The following is a 26,871-nucleotide window of genomic DNA, read 5'->3' as shown; positions in this document are numbered from 1 at the left end:
CGGTCGCGGCCTGTAGGAGCGTTGCCTTATGCACATTGCCCCGTCCCGCCCACCGGCCATCGGCCTGATCGCGCTGTTTCTCAAATTCCTGCGGTTCGGCTGTCTCGCCTTTGGCGGGCCGGTCGCGCAGATCGCGATGTTGCGGCAGGCACTGGTCGAGGAGGAAGGCTGGATCGATCGCGGGCGGTTCCATCGCCTGCTCGCGGTGTTGCAGATCCTACCCGGCCCAGAAGCGCATGAACTCTGCGTCCATTTCGGCGTGCTGGCGCGCGGCCGGATCGGCGGGCTGCTCGCCGGACTGGGCTTCATGCTGCCCGGTTTCTGCCTGATGCTGCTGGTCGGCTGGCTGTATGTCTCGGTCGTGCAGGGCAGCGTTGGCTTCGGCGGCATACTGCTCGGCATTCAGGTCGCGATCCTTGCCGTGATCCTGCGCGCGGTGGTGCGGATCGGCCAGCATGTGATCGAGGACCGGTTGCTGGCGGCGATCGCGGTGGCGGCGGCGGTCGCAACGCTGATCGGCGTACCGTTCTGGATACCCCTGCTGGTCGGCGGCGGCGTCTATGCGACGATGGCCTGGCCGGCGATGATGGTCGCAATCGGCGTGGCCGGTATCGTCACCGCGATCGGGGCGATGAGCGTCGCCGCCCCCGCCCAGGCCGGATCGATGGCGCAACCGCTGACCATCCTCGCGCTGTTCCTCGCCGGCCTGAAGGGCGGGCTGCTGACCTTTGGCGGGGCCTATACCGCCATCCCCTATGTCCGCGCCGATACTGTCGGGCGTGGCTGGATCGGCGATGCGGCGTTCCTCGACGGGGTCGCCTTCGCCAATGTCATCCCCGCGCCGCTGGTAATCTTCGCGACCTTTGTCGGGTTCGTCGCGGGCAGTCTCACCGGCGCACTCGCGATCACGCTCGGCATGTTCCTGCCGGCCTTCGCCTTTTCGCTGCTGTTCTTCGAACGGTTGGAGCGAATCGTCGACGCGCCGTCGCTCCGCCACGCGCTGACCGGCGTGGCAGCGGCAGTTGTCGGGATCATTGCTGCGACCTTCGTGCAGCTGGCGATGGCGACCGGTGGGCGCGTCGATGCGGGCGCGGCCGGGTTGGCGTTGTTCGTCGTGGCGCTGGCGATGGCGTGGCGGCTCAAGGGTGGCTGGGTGACGCCGCTGATCGTCGCCGTCGGTGCGATGGTCGGGTGGGCATTCTTCTGATGCAGCCCCCTTTATCAAGTCGCCTCGCTCCCCGGTCGAGTCCGTGCTAAGATCGTTCCGCTTGGTTCATCGGGGGATGGCACATGGCGACTGTAGCGCCCGCGTCGCGGGCAAGAACAGACGAACACCGTTTCTTTCTGTTGTCGGCACTGGCCATGGCCTTCGTGCTGATTGCCGGCTTTTCGACCAGCCTGCTCGCCGGACGGTCGTCATTCGGTCTGCCGGCGATCTACCATGTCCATGCGGGCGTTTTCATCGGCTGGATCGCCCTCTACGTCACGCAGAACGCGCTGGTCGCCGGACAGGCGCTGCGCTGGCATCGGCGGCTCGGCTGGCTTGCGTTGCTCTGGCTGCCGGTCATGGTCGCGCTGGCAATCACCGTCACCGTCTATTCCGCGCGCGATCATGGCGGGCCGCCGGTGTTCGACGTCAATTCGTTCCTGATCGGCAATTCGGTCGGCGTCCTGACCTTCGCCGCGCTGGCCGGTGCGGCCATCACCCTGCGGCGGCGCAGCGATTGGCACCGCCGGCTGATGTTCTGTTCGATGGCGGCGATCACGGGCCCGGGCTTCGGACGGCTGCTGCCGATGCCGTTCCTGATTCCGTGGGGTTGGTGGGTCGCGGCACTGATCGCGCCGTCGATCTTTCCGGTCATCGGCATGATCGCCGACCGGCGGCGCAGCGGCCGCGTCCATCCCGCGTGGTTCTGGGGATGGGGGTTCTTCACCGCGATGTTCCTGCTCGCCGAGCTGTTCGCCTATAGCCGCTGGGGTCTGGCGCTGACCGATGCGGTGATCGCCGGTACGCCCGGCGCGGCGCGACCGATGGCGGCGTTCTTTCCGCGATAAAAAACGGCCCCGGAATCGCTTCCGGGGCCGCTCCTTTTCTGTGGCCCGACGTGGCGAAGCCACGTCGTCGGTCCTTGCCTTGGCAAGGCCGGCCGGGCGAGCCTTGTCCGGCTCGGCGCGGCTTACGCCGCAGCCTTCGCCCGGCTCGCCTTCTTCCGCTCGTTCGGATCAAGGTGGCGCTTGCGCAGACGGATATTCTTCGGCGTCACTTCGACCATCTCGTCGTCGTCGATATACGCGATCGCCTGTTCCAGCGTCATCTTCTTCGGCGGAGTCAGGCGGATCGCATCGTCCTTGCCGCCCGATGCGCGGAAGTTGGTCAGCTGCTTCGCCTTCATCGGATTAACCTCGAGGTCATCCGTCTTGGCGTTCTCGCCAATGATCATGCCTTCGTACAGCGCCTCGCCATGGCCGACGAACAGGATGCCGCGCTCTTCGAGCGGACCCAGTGCATAGCCCTGCGCTTCGCCGGCCCCGTTCGAGATCAGCACGCCGTTCTTGCGGCCGTCGATCTGGCCCTTGTGCGGGCCGTACTTCTCGAACAGCCGGTTCATGATGCCGGTACCGCGCGTGTCCGACAGGAACTCGCCGTGATAGCCGATCATGCCGCGCGACGGCGCGGAGAAAGTGATGCGGGTCTTGCCGCCGCCCGAGGGACGCATGTCGGTCATCTCGGCCTTGCGCAGGTTCATCTTCTCGACGACCGTGCCCGAATATTCCTCGTCCACGTCGATGATGACGGTTTCGTACGGCTCGGTCTTCTTGCCGTTCTCGTCCTCACCGAACAGCACGCGGGGGCGACTGATGCCCAGTTCGAAGCCTTCGCGGCGCATCGTTTCGATCAGCACGCCCAGCTGCAATTCGCCGCGGCCCGCGACTTCATAGCTGTCGCGATCGGCGGCTTCGGTCACCTTCACGGCGACGTTCGATTCGGCTTCGCGGAACAGGCGGTCGCGGATCATCCGCGACGTGACCTTGCTGCCTTCGCGACCCGCCATCGGCGAATCGTTGACGGCGAAGCGCATCGACAGCGTCGGCGGATCGATCGGCTGCGCGTGCAGCGGCTCGGTGACCTGCGGGTCGCAGATCGTGTTCGACACGGTGGCGACGGTCAGGCCGGCCAGCGAGATGATGTCGCCCGCCTTGGCTTCGTCGACCGGCACGCGGTCGAGGCCGCGGAACGACATGATCTTCGACGCGCGACCCGTCTCGACGATGTTGCCGTCGTTATCCAGCGCGTGGATCGGCTGGTTCAGCTTCACCGTGCCCGAATTGACGCGGCCGGTCAGGATACGGCCAAGGAAGTTGTCGCGGTCGAGCAGCGTGACGAGGAAGGTGAACGGAACGTCCTCCACTTCCACCTTCGGTGCCGGAACGTGCGAAACGATCGTCTCGAACATCGGGATCAGCGTGCCTTCGCGCGCGTCCATGTCGGTCGATGCATAGCCGTTGCGGCCTGACGCATAGAGCACCGGGAAATCGAGCTGTTCGTCATTCGCGTCCAGCGACACGAACAGGTCGAACACTTCGTCCAGCACTTCCTGAATGCGCGCGTCGCTGCGGTCGACCTTGTTGACGACGACGATCGGCTTGAGGCCCAGCGCCAGCGCCTTGCCGGTCACGAACTTCGTCTGCGGCATCGCGCCTTCCGACGAATCGACCAGCAGGACGACGCCGTCGACCATCGACAGGATGCGTTCGACTTCGCCGCCGAAATCGGCGTGGCCGGGGGTGTCGACGATGTTGATGCGGATCGATTCATCGCTGCCCGGCGGGGTCCAGTCAACCGAGGTCGGCTTGGCGAGAATGGTGATCCCGCGCTCCTTTTCGAGGTCGTTCGAATCCATGGCGCGTTCCTCAACGCGCTGGTTGTCGCGGAACGTGCCGGACTGACGGAACAACTGATCGACGAGCGTGGTTTTGCCGTGATCGACGTGGGCGATGATTGCCACGTTGCGAAGGCTCATACTATTTCCTGGATCGTGCGGGAGTGCAGTTGGGCGCGCGCTTAGCGTATTTCTCGCAATTCCGCAAAGGGGACGTTTTTGCGGTGCAGCGCAGCGGCGTAAAAAAGTGTGATTCACGCGGAGGCGCGGAGACGCGGAGGGGTTGCGCCTGCGGCACCCGGTTCGCGTCCGGGAGACGCCGCGCTACCGGAAAGGCAAGCCAGACGCTGCTGGCGCGGGTGACGGACGCCACGACCGGAACCCCTCCGCGCCTCCGCGCCTCCGCGTGAACCAACCTTCCTTCTTCCTGATCGCAGGCGAAAAATGTTCGCGCAGAGGCGCGGAGGCGCAGAGAAGGTGCGTTCGACGCCGTCATAACGTCGCCCGACCGCACCCTACCCCTTGCGTCCTCTGCGCCTTTGCGCGAAAATCCGGTTCTACTTGCCCGGCGTGACGCGGACCATGACCACGCCATGCGCCGGAACGGTCGCTGCGAACTGACCCGCCATCCGGCCAAGCGACTTGTGCGCCCACAGGTCGCGAACCTCGGCCCTTACGCCGGCCGGATAGCCGATCTCGGGCCACGTCGCCGTGATCTGCGCCGGTGCCTCGCCCCGGTTGAACAGCACGACGGCGCGCGATCCGTCGGCCAGCGTGCGCGACCACACTTCCTGATCGCCGTCGTCGCGGACACGGCGGCCCTGCGCGCCCAGCGCATCCTGATCGACCGCGATGACGTCGTGGTTCAGCAGGATCGCCTTCGTCGCGTCGCTCATCGTCGCGATGTCGTTGCCCGCGATCAGCGGCGCGGCCATCATCGCCCACAGGCTGAAATGCGCGCGATATTCGGTGTCGCTCATCCCGCCATTGCCGACTTCGAGCATGTCGGGATCGTTCCAGTGGCCGGGGCCGGCATGGGCATAGAGCGGTTCGTTGATGTCGACGATGTCGGTCATGCCGATCGACCATTTCTCACGCCCCTTCCACCCGTCGCGGATGTCGGAGGAGGTGCGCCACAGATTGCCGATCTTCTTGGCCCATTCCCACGGCCGGTTGTTGCCCCATTCGCAGATCGCCAGCACGATCGGCCGCCCGCTGGCCTTCAGCGCATCGGCCATCAGCGCATAGGCTTCCTCGGCATTGCGGACCCCGGTCGAACACCAGTCGTATTTCAGATAATCGACGCCCCAGCGGGCATAGGTCAGCGCGTCCTGATATTCATGGCCCTGGCTGCCGGGCTTGCCGCCGCAGGTCTTGGCCCCGGCATCCGAATAGATGCCGAACTTCAGGCCCTTGCCATGGATATAGTCGGCCAGCGCCTTGATCCCGCTCGGGAACTTCTCGGCATTGGCGGTGATGAAGCCGTTGGCGTCGCGTTGTCCGTGCCAGCAGTCGTCGATCACGATATAGCTATAGCCCGCCGCGTTCATCCCGTTGCCGGCCATGGCGTCGGCCATGTCGCGCACGATCTTTTCGGAGATGTTGCAGCCGTATTTGTTCCAGCTGTTCCACCCCATTGGCGGGGTGAGCGCGAGGCCATTGGCCATCCGAGCCGGATCGAGCGACGGGCGCAGCGTGTTGGGGTCGATGAACTGGTCCTGCGCCCGTGCCGTCTGCGTCATCAACGCGATCGACAGGGCGGCGGTCCGCAACAGGCCTTGAAAACGCTTTGTCATATCAATCCCCTCTGCCACGCTGGCTATCGCGGATGACAGCGTCAGACAAGAGGTTGCGCCTGCGTGGTGTATTACCTAAATACCACAGTTGAATGATACCGCGTTCGCATGGCATCACCCGGTGGACGACGTGGAGGAACTATGGCGACGCAGACTGAAGAACCCGCGCTGGTGCTGACGCCGCCCGATCCGGTGCCGACCGTCCCTGCGGCCAAGGCCGCCGGACTGGTCCCGGTCGACGACGTCAAGAAGACCGAATTGCAGACCCGCGTCGACGATTTCATCGACCAGCTGGTCGCGCAGGACGTGAATTCCCCCGAATTCGGCAAGCGCGTCGATGCGATCAGCAATCTGGGCGCGCGCGAGATCCGCGAGGCGGCGGGCCAGTCGAATCGCTTCCTCGACCGGCCGGTCCGCGCGATGGATCAGGAATCGGGTGTCGGGGCCGATCTGGCGCAGCTGCGCCGCACGATCGAGGATCTCGATCCCGGTCGGCAGGGCAATCTGCTCGAACCGAAAAAGCTGTTCGGCATGATTCCGTTCGGCAGCAAGGTCCGCGACTATTTCGATGGCTATAAATCCGCGCAGAGCCATATCGCCTCGATCCTGAAGCGCCTGCAATCGGGCAAGGACGAGCTGTTGATGGACAATGCCGCCATCGATACCGAACGCGCGAACCTGTGGACCGCGATGGGCCGGCTCGAACAGATGATCTATCTTTCGCGCGAGATGGACCGGAAGCTGGAGGACAAGGCCAACGAGCTGGATCACAGCGATCCGGCCAAGGCCAAGGCGATCCGTGAAACCGCGCTCTTCTATGTCCGGCAGCGTAGCCAGGACCTGCTGACGCAGATGGCGGTGACGGTGCAGGGCTATCTCGCGCTCGATCTGGTCAAGAAGAACAATGTCGAACTGGTGAAGGGGGTCGACCGCGCCAGCACAACGACGGTCGGCGCGCTGCGCACTGCGGTGACCGTCGCGCAGGCGCTGACCAACCAGAAGCTGGTCCTCGAACAGATCACCGCGCTCAACACCACCACCGCCAACATCATCGATTCGACCGGCAAGCTGCTCCGCTCGCAAACCGCGACGATCCATGAACAGGCCGCCGCCTCGACGATCCCGGTCGAAGTGCTGCAACGCGCGTTCCAGAACGTCTATGACACCATGGACGCGATCGACACGTTCAAGTTGAAGGCGCTCGATTCGATGAAGACGACCATCAACACGCTCGGCAACGAGGTCGAACGGTCGAAGGGCTATATCGCCCGTGCCGAGGGCGCGTCGCAGAACGCATCGGGTCAGGGCGAGACGTTCAAGCTGGAGGCGATGTAGGCCCATGTCGCGCAGCGACGAGGTATTGGAACGCGCCAGCCTGACGCTCGAACGCGCGCGCGAACGCAACGGCGTTGTCGCCCCCCGCGCCCGGCGGCGGCGCGAGGCGGAGGTGCTGCGCCGCGTCGGCCGCATCGCGCTTGCCGATGGCGCGATCCTCCTCGCCGCGCTGGTGCTGGGCTGGTTCGTGCCGCTGGGCGTCGGCGGTGCGCTGCTGGTCGTGGCGCTGCTGATCGCGGCGACGGTGCTGTTCGCGGCGCTGCCGGTCACGCGACCGGTCGCCGTCGAACAACTGGTGCAGGCCCCGATCAAGTCGCTCCCGGCCCAGACCGAACGCTGGCTCGCCACCCAGCGCCCGGCCCTGCCCGCGCCGGCGATCGGCATCGCCGACTCGATCGGGGTGAAGCTCGACACGCTGTCGGCGCAACTGGCCACGCTCGGCGACGACGAACCGGCGGCGTTCGAGGTCCGCAAGCTGGTCGGCGAACAACTGCCCGAACTGATCCGCGGGTACCAACGCGTCCCCGAACCCCTCCGCCGCGTCGAACGCAACGGCCGCACGCCCGACCAGCAACTGGTCGACGGCCTGCGCATCATCGACGGCGAAATCGCCGCGATGACCCAGCAACTGGCGCAAGGCGATCTGGATAGTCTGGCAACGAGGGAACGGTATCTGCAGATCAAGTATCAGGGGGAGGAGTGACGCCGTTTCTCAGGGTAGCGGCGGCAGGGTCAGCGGATCGCTGGCAATATAGGTGATCGACGCCCCTTCGGCGGACGGCTCGCGTCGAAACACACGCGCCTTGGACGCGTAGGCGATCGACAGGACGCCCGGTCGCGGCCAGACGACGCTGATCCAGATGTTGCCCGCCCGTTGCAGATCGGTCGCGCCGTGATCGCTGTCGGCGATGAAAATTTCGGTCGTCGTGTCAGCCGGACGGCCTGAACGGCCAAGCTTCACGACCGTTGCGGTGTCCGTCGTCGCACCGCAGTCGCGCGCTTCGACGATCGCGTACCGGTCGCTGCCCCGATCATATGCCCTTTGCACGATTTCTGTCGAGCACAAGGGCGTCGACCCGCAACCGCTCACGGCCAAGACGGGTAACAGAATCAGCACGCGACGGATCATCTGCTGCCCTCTGGACGACGTTGCTCCAGCGACGTCATTTTTGCTTTCCTACAGGTACCAGCGATCCGTACCCTCTTCCGCGCTCTTTCTCATTCTCGATCAATCGCCGGCACAACCTGTGAAGCCAGTCCACTTTCGGACAAATTTCCGCAACCTGATCGCTCCCCTCCCTGACAAGGGAGGGGTTGGGGGTGGGTAGGCCCGTTGTGACGAGCACCCGTTTCCCCGCTGGCCGACCCACCCCCGGCCCCTCCCTTGTCAGGGAGGGGAGCTGGTCCCGCCCAGCGTCAACGGACCGCAACGGCCGAGCAGCGCACAAACACCGTGCAAGTGTGACCTTCGTGACCTTTGGCCGAAAACCTCTGTCTTTTCAGTCGCGCTCGACGTCCCAGTCATGCCGCTGCACCATGACCGACGGCACCGCCCGACCGCGTCCATCCCGCGACGGGCGGAAACGAAACGCGCGTTCGATCTGGCGGCAGGTCGCGATGTCGATCGCACGATTGCCGCTCGACCGGCGGATGCGACAGTCGGTCGCCCGGCCATCGGGTTCGACGACGTAATCGACCTCGACGGTCCCCACGAAACCGTCCTCCGCCAGTTCGGGCGGCAACCGCGCACCCTGCAATGATCCGCCGATCTGTTCGGGCGGGGTGTTGCCCCCGCCGCCGCCATCGCCATCCCCCGTGCCGCCACTACCAAGGCCGCTGCCGACCCCGCCCGCACCGGTGCCCGGCCCGACTCGATCGGTCGCACCCGACGACGCGTCGCGCCCCGGTCCTGCGACCGGCGCGGTCACGATCGGCGGCGGCACCGGCAGCGGGACGACCGGCGGCGTGGCGACGATCTCGGTCGCTTTCGAACGGATGTTGGGCGGCGCGGCGCGGCCTTCGGGGCGACCTGCCCGCACGACCTGCGGCACCGGCGGGGGTGGCGGCGGATCGGGCGGCGGCGGCAGGATGTCGAAGGTCGCCAGCGCGCCTTGCGCGGCGCGCGGGATATCGACGCTCAGCCCGACAATCAGCGCCCAGCCGAGCAGGACATGCAGGCCGATCGTCACCGCCAGCGCGGTGCCTTTGGTCCGGTCGGGGAGCGTCGTGGTCATCGCCATCGTCGTGGCATAACGCCGATGAATGGCGGCTGATCCGAGGTTCAGGTCGTCCCGTACGGATCGGCGATATAGCCGACGACGAAATCGGAGAAGCTGGCGGCCACGATACAATCGTCGTTCTCGCCAAGGATCACGGCGACCTTCCCCCAATCGGGTCCCGGTTCGCAGCAGATCACCCACGCCCAGCTCCAGATCAGATGATCGGCGAAGAACAACCAGCGACGCCCGCCGTCGCCGATGACAGGACCTACCGGATGCTCGTACTCGTCGGGCAGGTTGCGCAGGCGGTTGAGGTGCCACCACGTTCCCATCCCGGCATCCATCTCTTCCTCGCGCGACGGACAGGCATTGGCGAGATAGGCGCGGAAGTCTGGCGGGAGGAAGATGCCGTAGCGTTGTTCGAGTGCTTCGATCGCTTCGTCGGACGCACCGCCGACTGGCACATCGCCGTCAACCCGTCGCCACCATGCGACCAGCGTCCGCCAGGCCCAGTCAGGATCGTCGGCGGCTTCCGGCGGGGCGACCGGGCGCGGTTGCACGTTGCTGCGATCAACCCTGACCCACTCGAACGGCTCACGCCGCTCCCGCCCGAACAGCCGCGCCAGCCACCCCATCCTACCGCTTCCCCAACGCCACGATCGCCCGCTCGCGCAACCGCTCGACCGCCGCCGCATGGATGCCCGGGGCCGCCGCCATCACCCCGAAAAACTGCGGGCGCGGCTGGTTGAAGCGCAGCTTGCGCCCGATCGCGTCGGTGACCGTCGCCCCCGCCTCGCGTGCCAGCAGGATGCTCGCCGCCACGTCCCACTCGTTGCCCCAGCGGATGGTGGCGAGGAAGTCGGCCTCGCCCGCCGCGACCATCGCCATGCGCAGCGCGATCGAATTGGGCTTGGCGACCATCGCCAGGTCGCGGTCCGCCTTTGCCAGCGCGTCGACCGGGGTGCGACTGCCGGCAAAGTCGCTGCGGGTGCTGACCGCCAGCCGCTTGCCATTCAGCCACGCCCCGCCGCCGATCCGCGCCGTCCAGCGCTGCCGCCGCACCGGCGCGTCGAGCACGCCCAGCACCGGCTGCCCATCCTCGACCAGCGCCACCGATACCGCCCAGCCGTCGCGCCGGCGGATATAGTCGCGCGTCCCATCGATCGGATCGACGATCCACACCCGCCGCTTGGCCAGCCGGATCGCGTCGTCGGCGGTCTCCTCCGACAGCCACCCCGCCTCGGGCAACAGCGCGCTCAGCCGGTCGCGCAACAGCCGGTCGACGGTCAGGTCGACCTCGCACACCGGATTGCCCGGCGCCTTTTCCCATGTCGCGAAGTCGCCATGCCAGCGCTCATGCGCCAGCGCCGCCGCTTCGGCGACGATCGCCGTTACCTGTTCGAGCAGCGCTGGGTCAGCCACCCGCCACCGTCATGCCATCGACCCGGAGCGTCGGCACGTTGACGCCCTGCCGATGCTCCAGATCGCCCGCCGCCGTCAGCGACGCCAGCATCGGGCGCAGATTGCCGGCGATGGTGATGCCCGATACCGGTCGCGTGATCTCGCCGCGTTCGATCAGGAAGCCCGACGCCCCCCGGCTGTAATCGCCGGTGACGCCGTTGACCCCCTGCCCGATCAGTTCGGTGACGAGCACGCCGTGCTCGATATCGGCGATCAGGGCGTCGCGTGTGCCGGTGCCGCCCGCCAGATGGACGTTGCCGGTCGTCACCCCCGGCGGCCCGCTCAACCCCCGCGAGGCATGGCCGGTCGGCTCCAGCCCCAATTGCCGCGCTGATGCGCTGTCCAGCAGCCATGTCTCCAGCACGCCATGATCGACCAGCGCCATCGGCGACACCGGCAGTCCCTCGCCATCGAACGGCCGCGCGCGTAAGCCATGCGGGCGGTGCGGATCGTCGAGGATCGACAGGTTCGTCGGCAGGATCGCATGGCCCAGACAGTCGCGCAGGAAACTGGTGCCGCGCGCGATCGACGGGCCGGAAATTGCGCCAAGGATATGCCCGATCAGGCTGCCGCCGACGCGCGGGTCGAACACCACCGGCATTGCCCCGCCATCGACTTTTACCGGGTTCAGCCGCGCGACCACGCGTTCGCCCGCGCGCCGACCGACGCTCTCGGGGTCCTCCAGCATCGCGCGGTGCCGCGCCGAATGATGTGCATAGTCGCGCTGCATCGCTGCGCCTTCGCCGGCAAGGACGCTGGCCGAAATGCCGTGGCTGGTGACCGCATAGCCCTGCGCAAAGCCATGGCTGGTGGCAAAGGCGACAACCGCACGGTTATACCCGGCCGATCCGCCTTCCGAATTGCTGACGCCCGATACGGCCCGCGCCGCATCCTCGACCGCCAGCGCCGCATCCCGCAGCAATTGCGGGGGAACGTCGCCGCCATCGTCGAGGTCGAGCAGCGGTGCCGCGCCGTGCAGCAACCGTTCCGCCGAGGCGAGGCCCGCCCAGCGATCTTCAGGCGCGGCGCGGGCCATCGCCACGACCCGCTCGGCCAGCGCGTCCAGCCCCGCGTCGGACAGGTCGGACGTCGAGACGCTTGCCGATCGCTGGCCCACGAACACGCGCAGGCCCAGTTCGCTGCCTTCCGACCGGCCGACATCCTCCAGCTGTCCCAGCCGCACCGACACCGAAAGCGCGGTATCGGCGACGAGGATCGCATCGGCGGCATCCGCGCCATGACGCTTGGCAAGATCCATGGCGGCATGCGCCCGGTCGACGGCTTGGGACGGAGTCAGCATGGTCGGCAGATGGGAAGCCGAAGCGGTGACGGCAACGCTCATGCCGCCTGCCCCACCACCAACAGGCCTAGGAACAGCAGCAACCCGATATCGCGGTTCGAGCGGAACCGTCGCAAGGTGTTCGCCCCGTCCGCCGGTTTGAGCGTCGCGACCTGCCACAACAGGTGCAGCGCCCCCGGCAGCAACGCCGCCAGCGCCAGCGGGGTCGGGAACACCCGCCACACCGCTCCCGCCCAGCACGCGATGGCGACGGCATACAACAGCGTCACGCCGGGCCGCACCCGGCTGCCCATCGCCCGTGCCGACGACCGCACCCCGACCATCGCGTCGTCCTCGATATCCTGACACGCATAGATGGTGTCGTATCCGATCACCCACGCGATCGACCCGGCATAGAGCAGCACCAGCGGCAGCCAGTCGTCGGTGCCCATCTGCGCCCAAGCGACCGGTGCCGCCCATGAAAACACCATGCCGAGCCACGCCTGCGGCCACCATGTGATGCGCTTCATGAAGGGATAGGCGGCGACCAGCGCCAGACTGGCCAGCGCCACGATCGCGGCGGTCAGGTTCAATTGCAGCAGCACGACCAGTCCGATCAGGCTGAGGACCAGCAGCCAGACCCACGCCGCCTTCACCGACACCGCGCCGCTCGCCAGCGGGCGGTTGGCGGTTCGCGCCACCTGCCGGTCGAGATCGCGGTCGACGATGTCGTTATAGACGCATCCCGCCCCGCGCATCGCGACGCTGCCCAGCAGGAACCATAGCAGCATGTCCCATCGCTCGACCGCCCGCCCCGACAGCGCCATCGCCCATGCTCCGGGCCAGTAGAGCAGCCACCAGCCAATCGGCCGGTCGAATCGCGCCAGCAATGCGAACGGACGCGCGCGTCGTGGCAGGACGGCGATCATCCCGCGATGTTCGGTATCGGCAACCTGTTCGGACGCGGCGGCATTGGTCGGGGATGGCATGCGGCCCTGCTGCCACGGCTGCGTGCGAAGCGACAGGGGGAATGCGCGAACGGCCCCGTCACCGGTCAGGGCGACGGGGCGATCGATCAGTGCTTGGCCTGCGCCTTGGCCTGCTTGGCATAATGGTGGTGCATCGCGACGCAGCCCGCCGCCGCGCCCAGCAGCCCATGGCCCTTGCCGACGAAATGACCCGCGACCGCGCCGGCGGCAGCGCCGCGGACACAGCCCTTGGCCAGCGCAGGTTGCGCCGCCAGCATCGCCAGCGGCAGGACGATCAGCGAAAGGGAACGCATGTTGAACCTCCTTCGAACACCATGTCCGATGCCGGATACAGTGCACGAAATGGCGGATTTGTTGCGTTAAACCTTCGTCACGTCGCGGTCACGAACCGGTCGCACCGGCGGGGGATCGCCGCTACAACCCGGCCCATGGACCTCGACCAGCTGCTGCGTCATTATTTCGGCACGACCGACCCCGAAACCGCCGATCCGGCAACGATCGACGCCGCGCGCGAACGGATGGCGATCGATTTCGGTATCGAACGCGATCCGTCGCGCCGCTTCGCGCTGTGGACGCTGATGGACGCGATCGGCCAAGCGCCACCCCCGGCCGAAGCGTTCGAGAAGGAACCGGCGCTGCGCGCGGCCGCGGACCGCTATCTCGACGCCGCCTACCGGATCGAACGCGACGCGGAGACGCCGTGATGCCATGGGTCATGCTGGCCGTCGCCGGGCTGCTGGAGATCGTCTGGGCCTATTACATGAAGCTGTCGGACGGATTTTCGAAGCCGCTGCCGACGCTCGCCACCTTCGTCACGATGTTCGCCAGTTTCGGGCTGCTGTCGCTGGCGATGAAGCAGTTGCCGCTCGGCACGAGCTACATGGTGTGGACCGGCATCGGTGCGCTGGGCGCGTTCGTCGTCGGCATCGTCCTGCTCGGCGAGGCGGTGACCCCGCTGCGCCTGACCGCGGCGGCGATGCTGCTCGGCGGGCTGGTACTCATGAAGCTGGCGTCCTAACCCCGCGCCATGCCCGCCACCCCCGCCTGGCCGACCGATTCGTCACCCCGCCTGTTCGTCGAACAACCGCTCGGCCCGGGCGTGCAGGTCCGGCTGGACGGCGCGCAGGCGCATTATCTGTTGTCGGTGATGCGGGTGAAGGACGGCGACACCGTCCGTCTGTTCGACGACGCGAGTGGCGAATGGCGCGGGGTCGCGTCGCAGGTCCGCAAGCGCGATCTGATCCTCGAGGCGACCGACCATCTCCGCGATCGGGAGGTCGTGCCAGATCTCTGGCTGTGCATCGCCCCGACCAAGAAGGGCCGCATCGACTGGGTGATCGAAAAGGCGTGCGAGCTGGGCGTCGATCGCATCGTGCCAGTGCTGACCCGTCGCACCGTCGTCGACCGCCTGAACCTCAACCGGTTGCGCGCGCACGCGATCGAGGCCGCCGAGCAATGCGGCCGCACCGCCTTGCCCGCGCTTGCCGAACCGTTAAAGCTGCCCGCGCTGCTGCGCGACTGGCCGGCGGAACGCACGCTGTTCTTCGCCGACGAGACCGGCGGGGTGCCGGCGGTCGCGGCGATGCGGACGCATCCCGGCCCCGCCGCGATCCTGATCGGTCCCGAAGGCGGCTTCGATCCCGAGGAACGCGACGCCGTCCGCGCGCTGCCGCAGGCGGTCGGTATCGCGCTCGGCCCGCGTATCCTACGCGCCGAGACGGCGGCGGCGGCCGCGACCGCCTTGTGGATGGCCGCCGCCGGCGACTGGTAGCCGCGCTATACCCGTATCAACGACAGCCCCCTAGCATCGCACCCTCGCCCCGTTTATGGGCGCGACCATGAGCACGAAGACCGTTTCGGACACCAGCGCAGCGGTCATCGAGGACCGTTCGCAACTGATCGCCTATTTCGCCGGGGGCGAGAAGCCGGCCGAACGCTGGCGGATCGGCACCGAGCACGAAAAGTTCGTGTATCGCACCAGCGATCACGCCGCGCCGTCCTATGACGAACCGGGCGGCATCCGCGACCTGCTCGCCGGGCTCGAACGCTTCGGCTGGCGTCCGGTCGAGGAAGGCGGCAAGGTCATCGCCCTGACCGGCAAGGACGGCTCGGTCAGCCTCGAACCCGCCGGACAGTTCGAACTGTCGGGCGCGCCGCTCGAAACCCTGCACCAGACCTGCGCCGAAACCGGTCGGCATCTCGATCAGGTGAAGGCGGTCGGCGACGAACTGGGCCTTGGCTTCTTGGGGCTAGGCATGTGGCCCGACAAGCGCCGCGACGAACTGCCGATCATGCCCAAGGGCCGCTATGGCATCATGCTGAACCATATGCCGCGCGTCGGCACGATGGGCCTCGACATGATGCTGCGCACCTGCACCATTCAGGTGAACCTCGACTATGCGAGCGAGGCGGACATGGTGCAGAAATTCCGCGTCGGCCTCGCGCTGCAACCGCTCGCCACCGCGCTGTTCGCCAATTCGCCATTCACCGATGGCCTGCCCAACGGCCAGCTATCCTATCGCTCGCACATCTGGTCGGACACCGATCCCGCGCGCACCGGCATGCTGCCCTTCGTGTTCGAGGACGGCTTTGGCTATGAACGCTATGCCGACTATGCGCTCGATGTGCCGATGTACTTCGTCTATCGCGACGGCCGGTATATCGACGCTGCCGGCCTGTCGTTCCGCGACTTCCTGAAGGGCAATCTGTCGGTCCTGCCGGGCGAAAAGCCGACGATCGACGACTGGGCCGACCATCTCTCCACCGCCTTCCCCGAAGTGCGGCTGAAAACCTTCCTCGAAATGCGCGGTGCCGACGGCGGTCCATGGGGTCGCATCTGCGCGCTGCCCGCCTTCTGGGTCGGGCTGCTCTACGACGGCCAGGCGCTCGATGCCGCGTGGGATCTGGTCAAGGGCTGGTCGATCGACGACCGTCAGACGCTGCGCGATGCGGTGCCGGCGCTCGGCCTCGATGCACCGCTACCCGGCGGCGGTCGCCTGCGCGACGTGGCGGGCGAAGTACTCGACATCGCCGGCAAGGGCCTCTCCGCCCGCCGTCGTCTCGGCCCGTCGGGCGAGGATGAGAGCGGCTTCCTCGAACCGCTGCGCGAGGTCGTCCGTTCGGGCAAGGTGCCCGCGCAGGTGCTGCTCGACAAGTTTGCCGGTGCATGGGCGGGCGACCTGTCGAAGGCGTACGACGACTACAGCTTCTAATTTTTCGCTAATTCGGATACCAATTTTCGATATTCACCGAATTGCAATCGTTTCGGCGCACAGCTGTCATCGACGACGCATAGGCGACCCCGGTCCGCGCTTTCGCGGTTCCGGGAGGAATTTCATGTTGTCCGTTACCTCGGCGGTGCGCCGTCGTGCACGCCTGTTGCTTGCCGCGTCGCTTGCGTCATTGATCCTTGCCGCCCCCGCCGCCGCGCAGCAGATCGCGCCGGAGGCTGCGGCCGATGCCGATACGACCGATCAGGCGGACGGCACGGTCGTCGTCACCGGCAAGCGCACGACCCGCTCGGCCGTCGTGCTCGAAGCCGCCGAAATCCAGAAGGTCCTGCCCGGCGTCAATCCGGTCAAGGCGATCCAGACCCTGCCCGGCGTGCAGTTCGAAACCGCCGATCCTTGGGGCAATAACGAACAGAATATCGCGCTGTTCGTCCACGGCTTCAATCAGAACCAGCTCGGCTTCACCCTCGACGGCGTGCCGCTCGGCGATCAGTCCTATGGCAATTTCAACAGCCTGTCGCCACAGCGCGCGGTCATCAGCGAAAACGTCGCCCGCGTCCGCCTGACCGCCGGTGCCGCCGACCTCGCTACCGCATCGGCCAGCAATCTGGGCGGCGGTCTGGAAACCTATACCAGCGATCCGGCGGCCGAAATGGGCGGTCGCTTCGGCCAGACCTTCGGCAGTTACGACGCCAGCCGCAGCTATCTGCGCTTCGACACCGGCCGGTTCGACGCACTGGGCGGCAGCAACGCGCTCTACATCTCGGGCATCCGCCAGAACGCCCGCGCATGGGAATTCGACGCCCGGCAAAAGGGGTGGCAGGCCAACGCCAAGTTCGTCCACTCGACGCCGACGACCACGCTGACCGGCTATTTCGCGTACAGCCAGAAGGACGAACCGAACCAGGATTCGGTCGCGCGCAACACCGGCAGCTTCGAACCCTATTACCGCACCGTGCTGTATCCGAACTGGCAGCGGGCGCTCGCCTATCTCGACGCGAACGGTGCCCCGCCGTCGAACAACCCGGCCAACTACACCAACTATTATGGCGATGCGCAGCGTACCGACTATCTCGCCTATCTCAAGCTCGAACAGAAATTGGGCGACGGCATCGTCTTCAAGCTCCAGCCCTATTACCATCATGACGATGGTCAGGGGCAGATCGTCGGCCCGATTTCGGTCGCGGGTTTGCCGGGGCTGTTCCGCATCTATTACCCGGGCCAGAATCTGAAGCAGGTGTTCGGCAATTCGGGCTATGCGCTGCGCACCACCGAATATGGCATCAACCGCGTCGGCGCACTGGCGGCGGTGACCGTCACCAGCGGCGACCATGTGTTCGACATCGGCGGCTGGTACGAACATAATCGCAACACGATCTTCCGCCGCTGGTATGCGGTGCCGGTCGGCAGCCCGCCCTCGCCGTACGAATATGCCGATCCGTCGCTGCGCCGGCTGACCCAATATGCCAGCGTCGTCGAATATGATCTGGTCCAGCTGCACGTGCAGGACCGGTGGCAGGTGACCCCGGCCCTTGCGATCGAGGGCGGGTTCAAATCCAGCCTGCAATTCGCCGAGGGGCGCATCCCGGTCCAGCCGCTGCCGGGCGCGCTGCCCGGATCGTCGACCGGCTTCCCGGAGGGTCAGCTCAACACCCGCAAATGGTTCCTGCCCGCGATCGGTGCGGTATGGGACGTGACGCCCAACGACCAGGTCTTCGGCCATATCCAGAAGAATGTCCGCCAGTTCCAGGCATCGGTCGCCGCCGGCCTGTCGCCGTTCAACGTCGGCAGCCAGCAGGCGTTCGACCAGATCACGGCCGATACCCAGCCTGAATCGTCGTGGACCTATGAAGCCGGCGTCCGCTCGCGTCACAATGTCGACCTCGGCCCGGTCACTGCGATCGAGGGGCAGTTGAGCGCCTATCACGTCGATTTCAGCAACCGCCTGCTGCAGATCAGCGCGACGCCGGTCATCGCCTCGGTCATCGGCGGCGTGTCGATCCTGCAGAATGTCGGCGGCGTCACCACCAACGGCATCGATGCGGCGGCGACGGTGCGGTTCGGACCGGGCTTCTCGATCTACAATGCGCTGTCCTACAACCGGTCGCGCTATGATGATGACTATGTCAGCGGCACCACCACCATCGCGACGGCGGGCAAGGACGTGCCCAACGTCGCGCGCTGGCTGAACAAGACGGTCGTCACCGCCGCGTCGGGTCCGTTCGAGGTGCAGGCGATCGGCGATTTCGTCGGCCGCCGCTTTGCGACCTATACCAACGACCAGTCGGTGCCCGGCCGCTATCTCGTCAGCCTTCAGGCCAGCTATGCGCTGCCCGAAACGCTCGGACTGGGGTTGCGCAACATGCGGCTGTCGGTCAACATCACCAACCTGACCGACCGCAAGGGTATCTACGAAATCGTCGTCGGTGCCGCCGCGCGGACCTTCAACACCTATGCCCAGCCGCCGCGCATGGCGTTCTTCACGCTGTCGGGCGGATTCTGATCGCGTCGGGCGGGGGTTATGTCCCCCGCCCGATCCCGATACGGGCAAAGGCGCGCGGGATGACGCCATGGCGCGTCATCCAGCCGCTATAGGCGCGATAGACCGGATCGAGGCCGAGATGCCGTTCCTCGGTCCGGGCACGCCAGTAATAGACGCCGCTGACCGCCGCCATGATCGCGGTATTGCGCGCCGCCTCGGTCCAGTTGTCGGCGGTCGTCAGGACGGGGATCGTCGAAATCCACCAGAACAGGTTCTTCGACAGATAGGCCGGATGCCGGCTGAACGCATAGGGTCCGTGCGTCAGGATGCCGCGATGCGTCAGGTTCGAAAAGCGCAAACCGAACGCCAGCGTTGCCCATGCATAGATCGCGGTCAGCCCGACCAGCACCGCGCCGACCAGCCACAACGCCACCGGCTGCCCGGCGAACCAGCGGGTCCAGTCCGACGTCCCCGGATGGTAATCCAGCGGTCCGCCATCGGCCATCAGGATGAACGGCGGATAGCAGATCAGCGCCGCCGCCCACCCGGCGGCATAGGGCGTGGCGCTGCGGATATGGCTGTCGAGCGGCCGCATCGCGAGGATGTAGCCGGCGGTCGCCACGCCCACATCGATCACGAACATGAAGGTGATGAGCCAGTTGGCCAGCGGCACCGGCTCGGTCACGATGTCGGCGCGCTGCGTGCGGATCAGTTCGCCGAACCCCGGCGGCACGATCGCCAGCATGAAGGCGAGGAAGAACGCCTTCACCGCCCAGCCGCGCAGATGGTTGAAAATCGCCACGTGGTCGATCGGCTCGGGCAGGTGCATCATCCACGCCCCCAGCGCCCAGCACCCGTCCTTCGGGTCGACCAGTCGCCGGTCGATCCACAGCATGTACGGGATCGACAGCACGAACAGCGGCACCGCCGCCCATTCGAACACCCACATCGAAAAGGCGAACCCGCCCTGCCAATAAAATCGCCCGGTCGCATAGATGCCGGCGATCGTGCCCCACGTCAGCCATAGCCCGGCCAGCTTGGTCAGGCTGATCTCGACCGTCTCGCGCCACGGCCGGACCCGGTCCCAATCGAGGCCGGTCGACGGGTTGCGATGCACCTTGTCGACCAGCAGCGACCACAGCACCATCGGCACCGCACAGGCGACGACGTTGACCAGCGCCGCATACGGCCCGTCCATCCCGTAATGCCACGCGACCGCGATCCAGCCGCACAGCCCGGCCAGACCGGCCAGCCCGACGCCTGCCGACACCGCCGATGCGGGCCGCGATTCGGGTTCGGCTTGCACAGGCAACGGGTTGGCGTGATACATGGCGTCATCCGCTATCACCGACATGGTAAGCATCCGGTGAAGCATATCCGCGTCCGAAGGAAGTCCCCGCCCTTGCGTACCCATTCGTTGCGTATCCCGCTGATCGCCTTGCTGCTCACCACCGCCCTGCCCGCCACCGCCCAGATCAACCCGCCGGGCAACACGCTGCCGCAACCCACCCCGATCGTCGACACCGTCCCCGCCGCGCGCGACATCGACTATCCCGGCACGATCAAGCTCGACGTCGACGCGACCGACACGGTGCAGGGCATCTTCCGCGTGAAGGAAACGATCCCGGTCGCCCGCACCGGCCACATGGTGCTGATGATGCCGAAATGGCTGCCCGGCAAGCATGGCCCCCGCGGCGAGATTGAGAAGCTGGCCGGCCTCGTCGTTCGCGCCAGTGGCCGCGAGCTGCCATGGACCCGCGACGTGCTCGACATGTTCTCCTTCCATATCGACGTGCCCGCCGGCGCGAAGAATCTCGACGTACAGTTCCAGTTCCTGTCGGCGCAGCAGGGCGATCAGGGCCGCATCGTCGTGACCCCCGAAATGCTGAACCTGCAATTCGAAGCGGTCAGCCTCTACCCCGCCGGCTACTACACCCGCCGGATTCCGATCGAAGCGACGGTGCGCTATCCTACCGGCTGGACCGCCGCATCGGGCCTGCCGTCGAAGGTGCAGAACGGCGTCTATAAATATGACCGGACCAGCTACGAAACGCTGATCGACTCACCCGTATTCGCCGGCAAATATTTCAAACGGTTCGCGCTCACCGACCGCGTCGGGTTGAACATCGTCGCCGACAAGCCCTCCGAACTGGCCGCCACCCCCGATCAGGTCGCGGCACACACCCGGCTGGTCGAACAGGCGGTGAAGCTGTTCGGCGCGCAGCATTACGACAAATATGAATTCCTGCTGTCGATCACCGACAAGATGGGCTCGATCGGCCTTGAACATCATCGTTCGTCCGAAAACGGCGTCGACCCCGGCTATTTCACCGACTGGGCGTCGAGCCCGGGCGAACGCAACCTGCTGCCGCACGAATTCACCCATAGCTGGGACGGCAAGTACCGTCGCGGGGCGGATTTGTTCACGCCCGATTTCCGCATGCCGATGCGCAACTCGCTGCTGTGGGTCTATGAAGGGCAGACCCAGTTCTGGGGCTATGTGTTGCAGGCGCGCTCGGGGCTGGTGTCGAAGCAGGATACGCTCGACGCCTATGCCGACATCGCCGCCGCCCTGGACGCGCGCGAAGGGCGGCAGTGGCGGCCGCTGGTCGACACCACCAACGATCCGGTCATCACCGCCCGGCGTCCCAAGGGCTGGCCGACGTGGCAGCGGTCCGAGGATTATTACAACGAAGGCCTGCTGGTGTGGATGGAGGTCGATTCGATGCTCCGCAAACAGTCGGGCGGCACCAAGTCGATGGACGATTTCGCCCGCGCCTTTTTCGGGATGCGCGACGGCGACTGGGGCGTGCTGCCCTATACGCTGACCGATGTCGCGAAGACGCTGAACGGCATCCAGCCCTATGACTGGGCCGGGTTCCTTGACAAGCGGCTGAACGCCCGCACCGACCGCGCGCCGATCGACGGGTTTGCCGCCAACGGCTATCGCCTGACCTATACCGACACCCCGACCGCCTATCTGAAGGGGCGCGAAAAGAGCGCGGGCGGCGTGTCGCTCCCCTATTCGCTGGGTCTCGCCGCGAACAAGGATGGCAAGGTCACCAGCGTGATCTGGGGCAGCCCGGCGTTCAAGGCCGGGTTCGAGATCGGCACGACGATCGTCGGGGTCAACGGCAGCGCCTATACGCCCGACCGCCTGCGCGATGCGGTCGGTACGGCGAAGGGCGGCAAGGAGCCGATCCGCCTGACCGTCAATCTGAACGGCGCGGTGCGCGAGGTCGCGATCCCCTATTTTGACGGGCATCGCTACCCCCGGCTGGAAAAGGTCGGTCAGGGCGATGGCGGGCTCGACCGGTTGCTGACCGCGAAATAAAGTGGCGCTGGGTGGTCCCGATCAGGGACCACCGGATCGTCCGGTGTACGATTCCAAACAAAACGTGCTTCAACGGCCTGCAAATGCAGCTAAAGGGCGCATCAACCCGCGTACGTGCGGAAAGAGGGAGATTATCAATGCGCATCGACATGGTGCCGACCGGCGACAATCCGCCGCACAGCCTGAACGTCATCATCGAAGTTCCGACTGGTGGCGAACCGGTGAAGTATGAATTCGACAAGGCCTCGGGCGCGCTGTTCGTCGATCGCATCCTGCACACGCCGATGCGCTATCCGGCGAATTACGGCTTCGTGCCGCACACCCTGTCGCCGGACGGCGATCCGCTCGACGCGCTGGTCGTGTCGCGCTCGCCGTTCATCCCCGGCTGCGTCGTTCGCGCCCGCCCGATCGCGGTGCTGAACCTCGAGGACGAAGCCGGCGGCGACGAAAAGCTGGTGTGCGTGCCGGTCGACTCGACCTTCCCCTATTACAGCAACGTCGGCGAGAAGGGCGATCTGCCCGAAATCGTCTTCGAACAGATCGAGCATTTCTTCACCCACTATAAGGACCTCGAAAAGAAGAAGTGGGTCCGCATCGGCACGTGGGGCGGCGCCGAGGAAGCCAAGCGCATCACGACCGAAGCGATCGACCGCTACAACGAAGCCAAGGCGCAGGGCGAAGAGCCGCACGACTACGAAGTTCCGGGTCGCTGATCCGATAACGGTGCCGGGGGGCAGGACATGGTGCAGGTAACGTCGGATCGCGGCGCTGCCGCTACCGGCCTGTCCCCCGACGCCCTGCGGGTTCGCGCGGCGCAACTCGGGCTGTTCGAAACCCCGATCCTGCACGCGCAGTTGCAGGAACCGGCCACGATCGATGCCGACCTGCGCCTCGCGATCCTGTCGCGCGCGGCCGGCGATGCCGGCGGGCTGAACCGATCCAATATCGGCGGCTGGCACAGCGATACCGACATGCTGGCATGGGGCGGCCCGGCCGCCGGACGCCTCGCCGACCTCGCCATCCGCATGGCCCGCCGCGCCTCCCATTTCGAAGGGCGCGATCCGGCGCGGGTCGAATGGACCGTGCGGATGTGGGCCAACATCTCGCCGCCCGGCGCGCTGAACATGAGCCACGCGCATCCCGGCATTTTGTGGGCGGCGGTCTATTATCTCGACATGGGGACCGACCCTACCGACGCCGACCTCGGCGGTGAGCTCTATTTCGAAGACCCGCGGTTCCCGGTCACGATGATGCGGCTGCCCGGTTTCCGCATGATCGGCATCGATGGACAGCCACAGTCGAACGAGCGCCGCCTCCCGACCCGCGCCGGCGACCTCGTCCTGTTTCCGTCTGGCTGCGGCACGGCGTCCGCCCCCATCGCGGCAGCCGGGATCGCATCTCGATCGCAATGAATATCGACGTGAAGGGTTAGGGCATAGCTGCCGCATGTCGGATCATCGGCCTGCGCGCAGGGCAACGACGGCGATTCAATACCGGTACGGCCATTCGCTAGGTCGGTTTTTGGGACACGCGTTTGCGCTTCACCGGCGCGCGCCGCCCCGCCTCGACCGCCAGCACCGCCCATTCCGCCAGCAGGTCGGCATCGTCGAACACGCCATCGGGTGCCCGGCGATAGTTCATCGTCGCCACGCTGCCGTCCTTCCGGTCATAGGTGAACCGCGCGCACCCGGCCGCGTCCCATCGCGGATCGGCCACGGCGTCCGATTTGAACCACAACACATCGTCGAGCACGATCGCGAAGACCGTGCCGTCGAGATACAGCGTCGCGCCGCCCATCATCCGCCGCCACGTTACGCGCCCGATCGGGCCGAGCGCTTCCTCGACCCACAGTAACAGTCCCGCGTCCGCGCTCATACCCCCGCCTCGCTCTGCACCGCCGGCACCCGCCGCCGGACCGCGACCACGCACCCCGCGACGATCAGCAGCGCACCGATGACGGTATAGGGCGACACCGTCTCGCCAAACGCGATCCAGCCGGCCAGCGCCGCCCACACGAACGCGCTATATTCGACCGGTGCCAGCACCTGCGCCTCCGCCCGCGCATAGGCCCAGGCCAGCGCCATGACCGATGCGATATTGAGCAGGATGGCGACCGTGAGCGGCAACAACTGCGACGCCGCCGGCGCGCTCCCCAGCCACGGCGCGGCGGGCAACAGCATCGCGCCGATGACCAGATTGGCGAAGAACGCGACCTCGACCGGATCGGCCACCTGCGCCTGTCGCCGCAGCAGAATCAGGCTGCCCGCATACAGTACCGACGCAGCGACGCAGGCGAGGCTGCCGAGCACGGCCTGTGTCGACGCATCGGCCTGCACCTCCCCCGCCGCGATCACCAGCACGCCCGCCGAAGCGACCACCGATCCGACGATCGCCGCGCGGCGGATCGTCTCGCCCAGGAACAGCGCCGCCAGATACAGCGCGATCAGCGGCGCGAGAAAGGTGAGCGCGACCCCCTGCGCCATCGGCACGCGGGCAAGGCCCCAGAAGAACAGCACGACCGACGATCCGGCGGCCACGCCGCGCCCGATATGCAGCATCAGCGTCTTCCGTGCGGGCCAGCGTCGCCCGACCGCGACGAACAGCCCGCCACTCAACAGCGCGCCGCCGATCGATCGCCACAACACCGCATTATACGCGCCACTCTCGATCGACAGCTGCTTCATCAGCGCGTCCATCACCGTATAGATCGCGATCCCCGACGCCGCGACGAGGAAGGCGCGCAGGTTGGCGGACATGGACGGACCTTTCGGGGAGCGGACGACGCCGCTGCTGTCGCCTGTGATGCTGTCCAACGCAAGCTCCTCCCCGTTCACGAGGAGGGGGACCATGCGCAGCATGGTGGAGGGGGGGTGTCCGCATACGGCACCGTTGCGTTCGCGGCGTTCCCCACCCCCCGGGCTTTGCGCCGCACCCGCCGCGCGATACATCCTCCCCCCATGTCACTCAACCTCGGCCAGCGCATTGCGCCTCCCCGCTTCGTCGCCTTCACCGCCGTCGCGGTCGCCGCCGGATGCTGGGCGTTGCCGGCGTTCGGCTGGCGGATCGGGGTGCCGCTCGCCTTCGATATCGCCGCGGTCGTCTTTCTGCTGTCATGCATTCCGCTGCTCGGTGCCACCGCCGACCGCATGCGGCAGGCGGCGCTCCGCAACGACGCCAATCGCGGCCTGTTGCTGGTGCTGTCCGCCGGGATCGCGCTGGTGCTGTTGATCGCGATCGCGATCGAACTGGGACAGCGCGGCGCGCCGAGCGCGCCGGTCGTCCTGCTGGTCGTCGCGACGCTGTTGCTCGCCTGGACCTTCGCCAACACCATCTATGCGGTGCACTATGCCCATCTGTTCTACACCGCAGACCCGTCGGGCAAGGACAGCGGCGGGGTCGATATGCCGGGTACCGACGAACCCGATTACTGGGACTTCGTCTATTTCGCGTTCACGCTGGGCATGACGTTTCAGACGTCGGACGTATCGATCACCTCGCGCACGATGCGCCGCACGGTGACCGGCCATTGCCTGATGGCGTTCGTGTTCAATCTGGGCGTGGTCGCGTTCAGCGTGAACGTGTTGGGCGGATCATAGGGAAAGAACGCCCCTCCCTTCTCAGGGAGGGGCGCAGAAGTTGCTACTCCGCCGCCTGCGGCACCCCCGCACTCGCCGCATCGATCTCCGCCGCCTTCGCCTCGACCAGCTTGACGATATGCTCGATCATGTCGGCATCCTGCACATGGTGGTCGGTGACCCCCGACAGATAGACCATGTGCCGGCCATTGCCGCCGCCGGTGATGCCGATATCGGTCTCGCGCGCCTCGCCGGGGCCGTTGACGACGCAGCCCAGTACCGACAGCGACATCGGCGTGCGGATATGCTGCAACCGCTCCTCCAGCGCCTGCACGGTGCGGATCACGTCGAACCCCTGCCGCGCGCACGACGGGCACGACACGACGCGCACCCCGCGATTGCGGATGCCCAGCGCCTTCAGGATTTCGAAGCCGACGCGGATTTCCTCTTCCGGCTCGGCCGACAGCGACACGCGGATCGTGTCGCCGATCCCGAACCACAGCAGCGACCCGATGCCGATCGACGACTTGACCGTGCCGCCGACGAAGCCACCGGCCTCGGTAATGCCCAGGTGCAGCGGGCAATCGACCATCTCGGCCAGCTGCTGATAGGCGGCGACCGCCATGAACAGGTCGGACGCCTTCACCGCGACCTTGAATTCGTGGAAGTCGTGGTCCTGCAACAGCTTGATATGGTCCATCGCCGACTCGACCAGCGCGTCGGGGCATGGCTCACCATATTTTTCGAGCAGATGCTTTTCGAGGGAGCCGCCATTCACGCCGATGCGGATCGCGCAGCCATTGGCCTTGGCCGCGCGCACGACTTCGGCGACGCGCTCGTTCGACCCGATATTGCCCGGATTGATGCGCAGGCAGGCCGCACCGGCATCGGCGGCTTCCAGCGCGCGCTTATAGTGGAAATGGATGTCGGCGACGATCGGCACGCGCGCGGCGCGGGTGATCTGGCGCAGCGCGGCGGTGCTCGGCACGTCGGGGCACGACACGCGGATGATGTCCGCGCCCGCCTCTTCGCAACGGCGGATCTGGTCGATCGTCGCCACCGCATCGGAGGTGTCGGTGTTGGTCATCGTCTGCACCGTGACCGGCGCGTCGCCGCCGACGGGGACGTTGCCGACCATGATCTGGCGGCTTTGCCGGCGGTGGATATCGCGCCATGGGCGGATCGACATGGTAAATTCTCGCTAACGCTTCGGTTATTTGTTCCCAGTATAGGGCGGCATTGCGTCAGGCGGAAGTCGCCTGAACACAGGTCGCAGGGAACGCCAGCAAC

General features: G+C 66.5%; 26 protein-coding genes. 13 read left to right on the top strand and 13 right to left on the bottom strand.

Features of this window, described 5'->3' with window-relative positions; translation table 11 throughout:
• The first annotated feature begins 28 nt into the window (after window positions 1–28).
• Window positions 29–1,207 (top strand): chromate efflux transporter, encoded by a 1,179-nt coding sequence (gene chrA / locus ASE50_RS13820; protein ID WP_056401610.1) that lies wholly within the window; start codon window positions 29–31, stop codon window positions 1,205–1,207.
• 83 nt (window positions 1,208–1,290) lie between these two features.
• On the top strand, window positions 1,291–2,055 hold the full coding sequence (locus ASE50_RS13815) for a hypothetical protein (RefSeq protein ID WP_056401608.1): 765 nt from the start codon (window positions 1,291–1,293) through the stop codon (window positions 2,053–2,055).
• Window positions 2,056–2,177: 122 nt separating this feature from the next.
• On the opposite strand, the gene typA is transcribed toward ASE50_RS13815, so the two are convergent.
• Together typA and ASE50_RS13805 are read right to left on the bottom strand one after the other, a co-directional pair.
• On the bottom strand, window positions 2,178–4,022 hold the full coding sequence (gene typA, locus ASE50_RS13810) for a translational GTPase TypA (protein WP_056401605.1): 1,845 nt from the start codon (window positions 4,020–4,022) through the stop codon (window positions 2,178–2,180).
• A 416-nt stretch (window positions 4,023–4,438) separates the two neighbouring features.
• Complete coding sequence (locus ASE50_RS13805; RefSeq protein WP_235512343.1) at window positions 4,439–5,677, bottom strand: alpha-galactosidase; 1,239 nt, start codon at window positions 5,675–5,677, stop codon at window positions 4,439–4,441.
• Between the two features lie 141 nt (window positions 5,678–5,818).
• Between ASE50_RS13805 and ASE50_RS13800 the strand changes: the two genes are divergently transcribed.
• Together ASE50_RS13800 and ASE50_RS13795 are read left to right on the top strand one after the other, a co-directional pair.
• The gene (locus ASE50_RS13800; RefSeq protein WP_056401602.1) at window positions 5,819–7,012 is read left to right on the top strand and encodes a toxic anion resistance protein; all 1,194 of its coding nucleotides are present in this window, start codon (window positions 5,819–5,821) and stop codon (window positions 7,010–7,012) included.
• A 4-nt stretch (window positions 7,013–7,016) separates the two neighbouring features.
• Window positions 7,017–7,715 (top strand): hypothetical protein, encoded by a 699-nt coding sequence (locus ASE50_RS13795; RefSeq protein ID WP_056401599.1) that lies wholly within the window; start codon window positions 7,017–7,019, stop codon window positions 7,713–7,715.
• A gap of 9 nt (window positions 7,716–7,724) precedes the next feature.
• On the opposite strand, the gene ASE50_RS13790 is transcribed toward ASE50_RS13795, so the two are convergent.
• The 7 genes from ASE50_RS13790 to ASE50_RS13760 form a co-directional block, all read right to left on the bottom strand.
• Complete coding sequence (locus ASE50_RS13790) at window positions 7,725–8,141, bottom strand: hypothetical protein (protein WP_056401596.1); 417 nt, start codon at window positions 8,139–8,141, stop codon at window positions 7,725–7,727.
• Between the two features lie 370 nt (window positions 8,142–8,511).
• Window positions 8,512–9,252, bottom strand: coding sequence for an energy transducer TonB (locus ASE50_RS13785; protein ID WP_235512341.1), 741 nt, complete (start codon window positions 9,250–9,252; stop codon window positions 8,512–8,514).
• 41 nt (window positions 9,253–9,293) lie between these two features.
• Complete coding sequence (locus ASE50_RS13780) at window positions 9,294–9,866, bottom strand: SMI1/KNR4 family protein (RefSeq protein WP_056401593.1); 573 nt, start codon at window positions 9,864–9,866, stop codon at window positions 9,294–9,296.
• A 1-nt stretch (window position 9,867) separates the two neighbouring features.
• Window positions 9,868–10,653, bottom strand: a complete 786-nt coding sequence (locus ASE50_RS13775) for a 3'(2'),5'-bisphosphate nucleotidase CysQ (protein ID WP_056401590.1) — start codon at window positions 10,651–10,653, stop codon at window positions 9,868–9,870.
• Entirely contained in the window at window positions 10,646–11,992 is a 1,347-nt protein-coding gene (locus ASE50_RS13770; RefSeq protein WP_056401586.1) for a TldD/PmbA family protein, read from the bottom strand. Before ASE50_RS13770 ends, ASE50_RS13775 begins: the two co-directional genes overlap by 8 nt.
• 38 nt (window positions 11,993–12,030) lie before the next feature.
• A complete protein-coding gene (ubiA, locus tag ASE50_RS13765; RefSeq protein ID WP_056401583.1) occupies window positions 12,031–12,960 on the bottom strand; it encodes a 4-hydroxybenzoate octaprenyltransferase in 930 nt (309 codons plus the stop codon).
• 86 nt (window positions 12,961–13,046) lie between these two features.
• A complete protein-coding gene (locus ASE50_RS13760) occupies window positions 13,047–13,253 on the bottom strand; it encodes a hypothetical protein (protein ID WP_056401581.1) in 207 nt (68 codons plus the stop codon).
• Between the two features lie 135 nt (window positions 13,254–13,388).
• On the opposite strand from ASE50_RS13760, the gene ASE50_RS13755 reads away from it, so the two are divergent.
• The 5 genes from ASE50_RS13755 (at window position 13,389) to ASE50_RS13735 (ending at window position 18,693) form a co-directional block, all read left to right on the top strand.
• Window positions 13,389–13,664 carry a hypothetical protein gene (locus ASE50_RS13755; RefSeq protein ID WP_056401578.1) on the top strand — a complete coding sequence of 92 codons (276 nt, stop codon included), beginning with the start codon at window positions 13,389–13,391 and terminating at the stop codon, window positions 13,662–13,664.
• The gene (locus tag ASE50_RS13750; RefSeq protein WP_056401576.1) at window positions 13,664–13,978 is read left to right on the top strand and encodes a DMT family transporter; all 315 of its coding nucleotides are present in this window, start codon (window positions 13,664–13,666) and stop codon (window positions 13,976–13,978) included. Before ASE50_RS13755 ends, ASE50_RS13750 begins: the two co-directional genes overlap by 1 nt.
• Before the next feature lie 9 nt (window positions 13,979–13,987).
• Window positions 13,988–14,731, top strand: coding sequence for a 16S rRNA (uracil(1498)-N(3))-methyltransferase (locus tag ASE50_RS13745; protein WP_056401572.1), 744 nt, complete (start codon window positions 13,988–13,990; stop codon window positions 14,729–14,731).
• A 67-nt stretch (window positions 14,732–14,798) separates the two neighbouring features.
• Complete coding sequence (locus tag ASE50_RS13740) at window positions 14,799–16,172, top strand: glutamate--cysteine ligase (protein WP_056401982.1); 1,374 nt, start codon at window positions 14,799–14,801, stop codon at window positions 16,170–16,172.
• A gap of 124 nt (window positions 16,173–16,296) precedes the next feature.
• On the top strand, window positions 16,297–18,693 hold the full coding sequence (locus ASE50_RS13735) for a TonB-dependent receptor (RefSeq protein ID WP_056401567.1): 2,397 nt from the start codon (window positions 16,297–16,299) through the stop codon (window positions 18,691–18,693).
• A gap of 16 nt (window positions 18,694–18,709) precedes the next feature.
• On the opposite strand, the gene ASE50_RS13730 is transcribed toward ASE50_RS13735, so the two are convergent.
• Window positions 18,710–20,002, bottom strand: coding sequence for a methyltransferase family protein (locus ASE50_RS13730; protein ID WP_156347473.1), 1,293 nt, complete (start codon window positions 20,000–20,002; stop codon window positions 18,710–18,712).
• 72 nt (window positions 20,003–20,074) lie between these two features.
• Between ASE50_RS13730 and ASE50_RS13725 the strand changes: the two genes are divergently transcribed.
• From ASE50_RS13725 to ASE50_RS13715, 3 genes are all read left to right on the top strand, one after another.
• Window positions 20,075–22,006, top strand: coding sequence for a M61 family metallopeptidase (locus ASE50_RS13725; RefSeq protein WP_082439021.1), 1,932 nt, complete (start codon window positions 20,075–20,077; stop codon window positions 22,004–22,006).
• Between the two features lie 137 nt (window positions 22,007–22,143).
• Complete coding sequence (gene ppa / locus ASE50_RS13720) at window positions 22,144–22,719, top strand: inorganic diphosphatase (protein ID WP_056401562.1); 576 nt, start codon at window positions 22,144–22,146, stop codon at window positions 22,717–22,719.
• Window positions 22,720–22,746: 27 nt separating this feature from the next.
• Complete coding sequence (locus ASE50_RS13715) at window positions 22,747–23,418, top strand: putative 2OG-Fe(II) oxygenase (protein WP_056401559.1); 672 nt, start codon at window positions 22,747–22,749, stop codon at window positions 23,416–23,418.
• Between the two features lie 97 nt (window positions 23,419–23,515).
• Here ASE50_RS13715 and ASE50_RS13710 read toward each other — a convergent pair whose 3' ends face one another.
• Together ASE50_RS13710 and ASE50_RS13705 are read right to left on the bottom strand one after the other, a co-directional pair.
• The gene (locus tag ASE50_RS13710) at window positions 23,516–23,881 is read right to left on the bottom strand and encodes a TfoX/Sxy family protein (RefSeq protein WP_056401557.1); all 366 of its coding nucleotides are present in this window, start codon (window positions 23,879–23,881) and stop codon (window positions 23,516–23,518) included.
• Window positions 23,878–24,762 carry a DMT family transporter gene (locus tag ASE50_RS13705; protein ID WP_056401555.1) on the bottom strand — a complete coding sequence of 295 codons (885 nt, stop codon included), beginning with the start codon at window positions 24,760–24,762 and terminating at the stop codon, window positions 23,878–23,880. Before ASE50_RS13705 ends, ASE50_RS13710 begins: the two co-directional genes overlap by 4 nt.
• A gap of 201 nt (window positions 24,763–24,963) precedes the next feature.
• Here ASE50_RS13705 and ASE50_RS13700 point away from each other — a divergent pair, with 201 nt between their 5' ends.
• Window positions 24,964–25,602 (top strand): DUF1345 domain-containing protein, encoded by a 639-nt coding sequence (locus tag ASE50_RS13700; protein ID WP_056401552.1) that lies wholly within the window; start codon window positions 24,964–24,966, stop codon window positions 25,600–25,602.
• Window positions 25,603–25,645: 43 nt separating this feature from the next.
• Here ASE50_RS13700 and ispG read toward each other — a convergent pair whose 3' ends face one another.
• Window positions 25,646–26,770, bottom strand: coding sequence for a flavodoxin-dependent (E)-4-hydroxy-3-methylbut-2-enyl-diphosphate synthase (gene ispG / locus ASE50_RS13695; protein WP_056401551.1), 1,125 nt, complete (start codon window positions 26,768–26,770; stop codon window positions 25,646–25,648).
• Between the last annotated feature and the right edge of the window lie 101 nt (window positions 26,771–26,871).

Source organism: Sphingomonas sp. Leaf5 (genome assembly GCF_001421155.1).
Taxonomy (GTDB): Bacteria; Pseudomonadota; Alphaproteobacteria; order Sphingomonadales; family Sphingomonadaceae; genus Sphingomonas.
The sequence above is the reverse complement of the archived record's forward strand: the minus strand, read 5'-3'. Positions and strand labels throughout refer to the sequence as shown.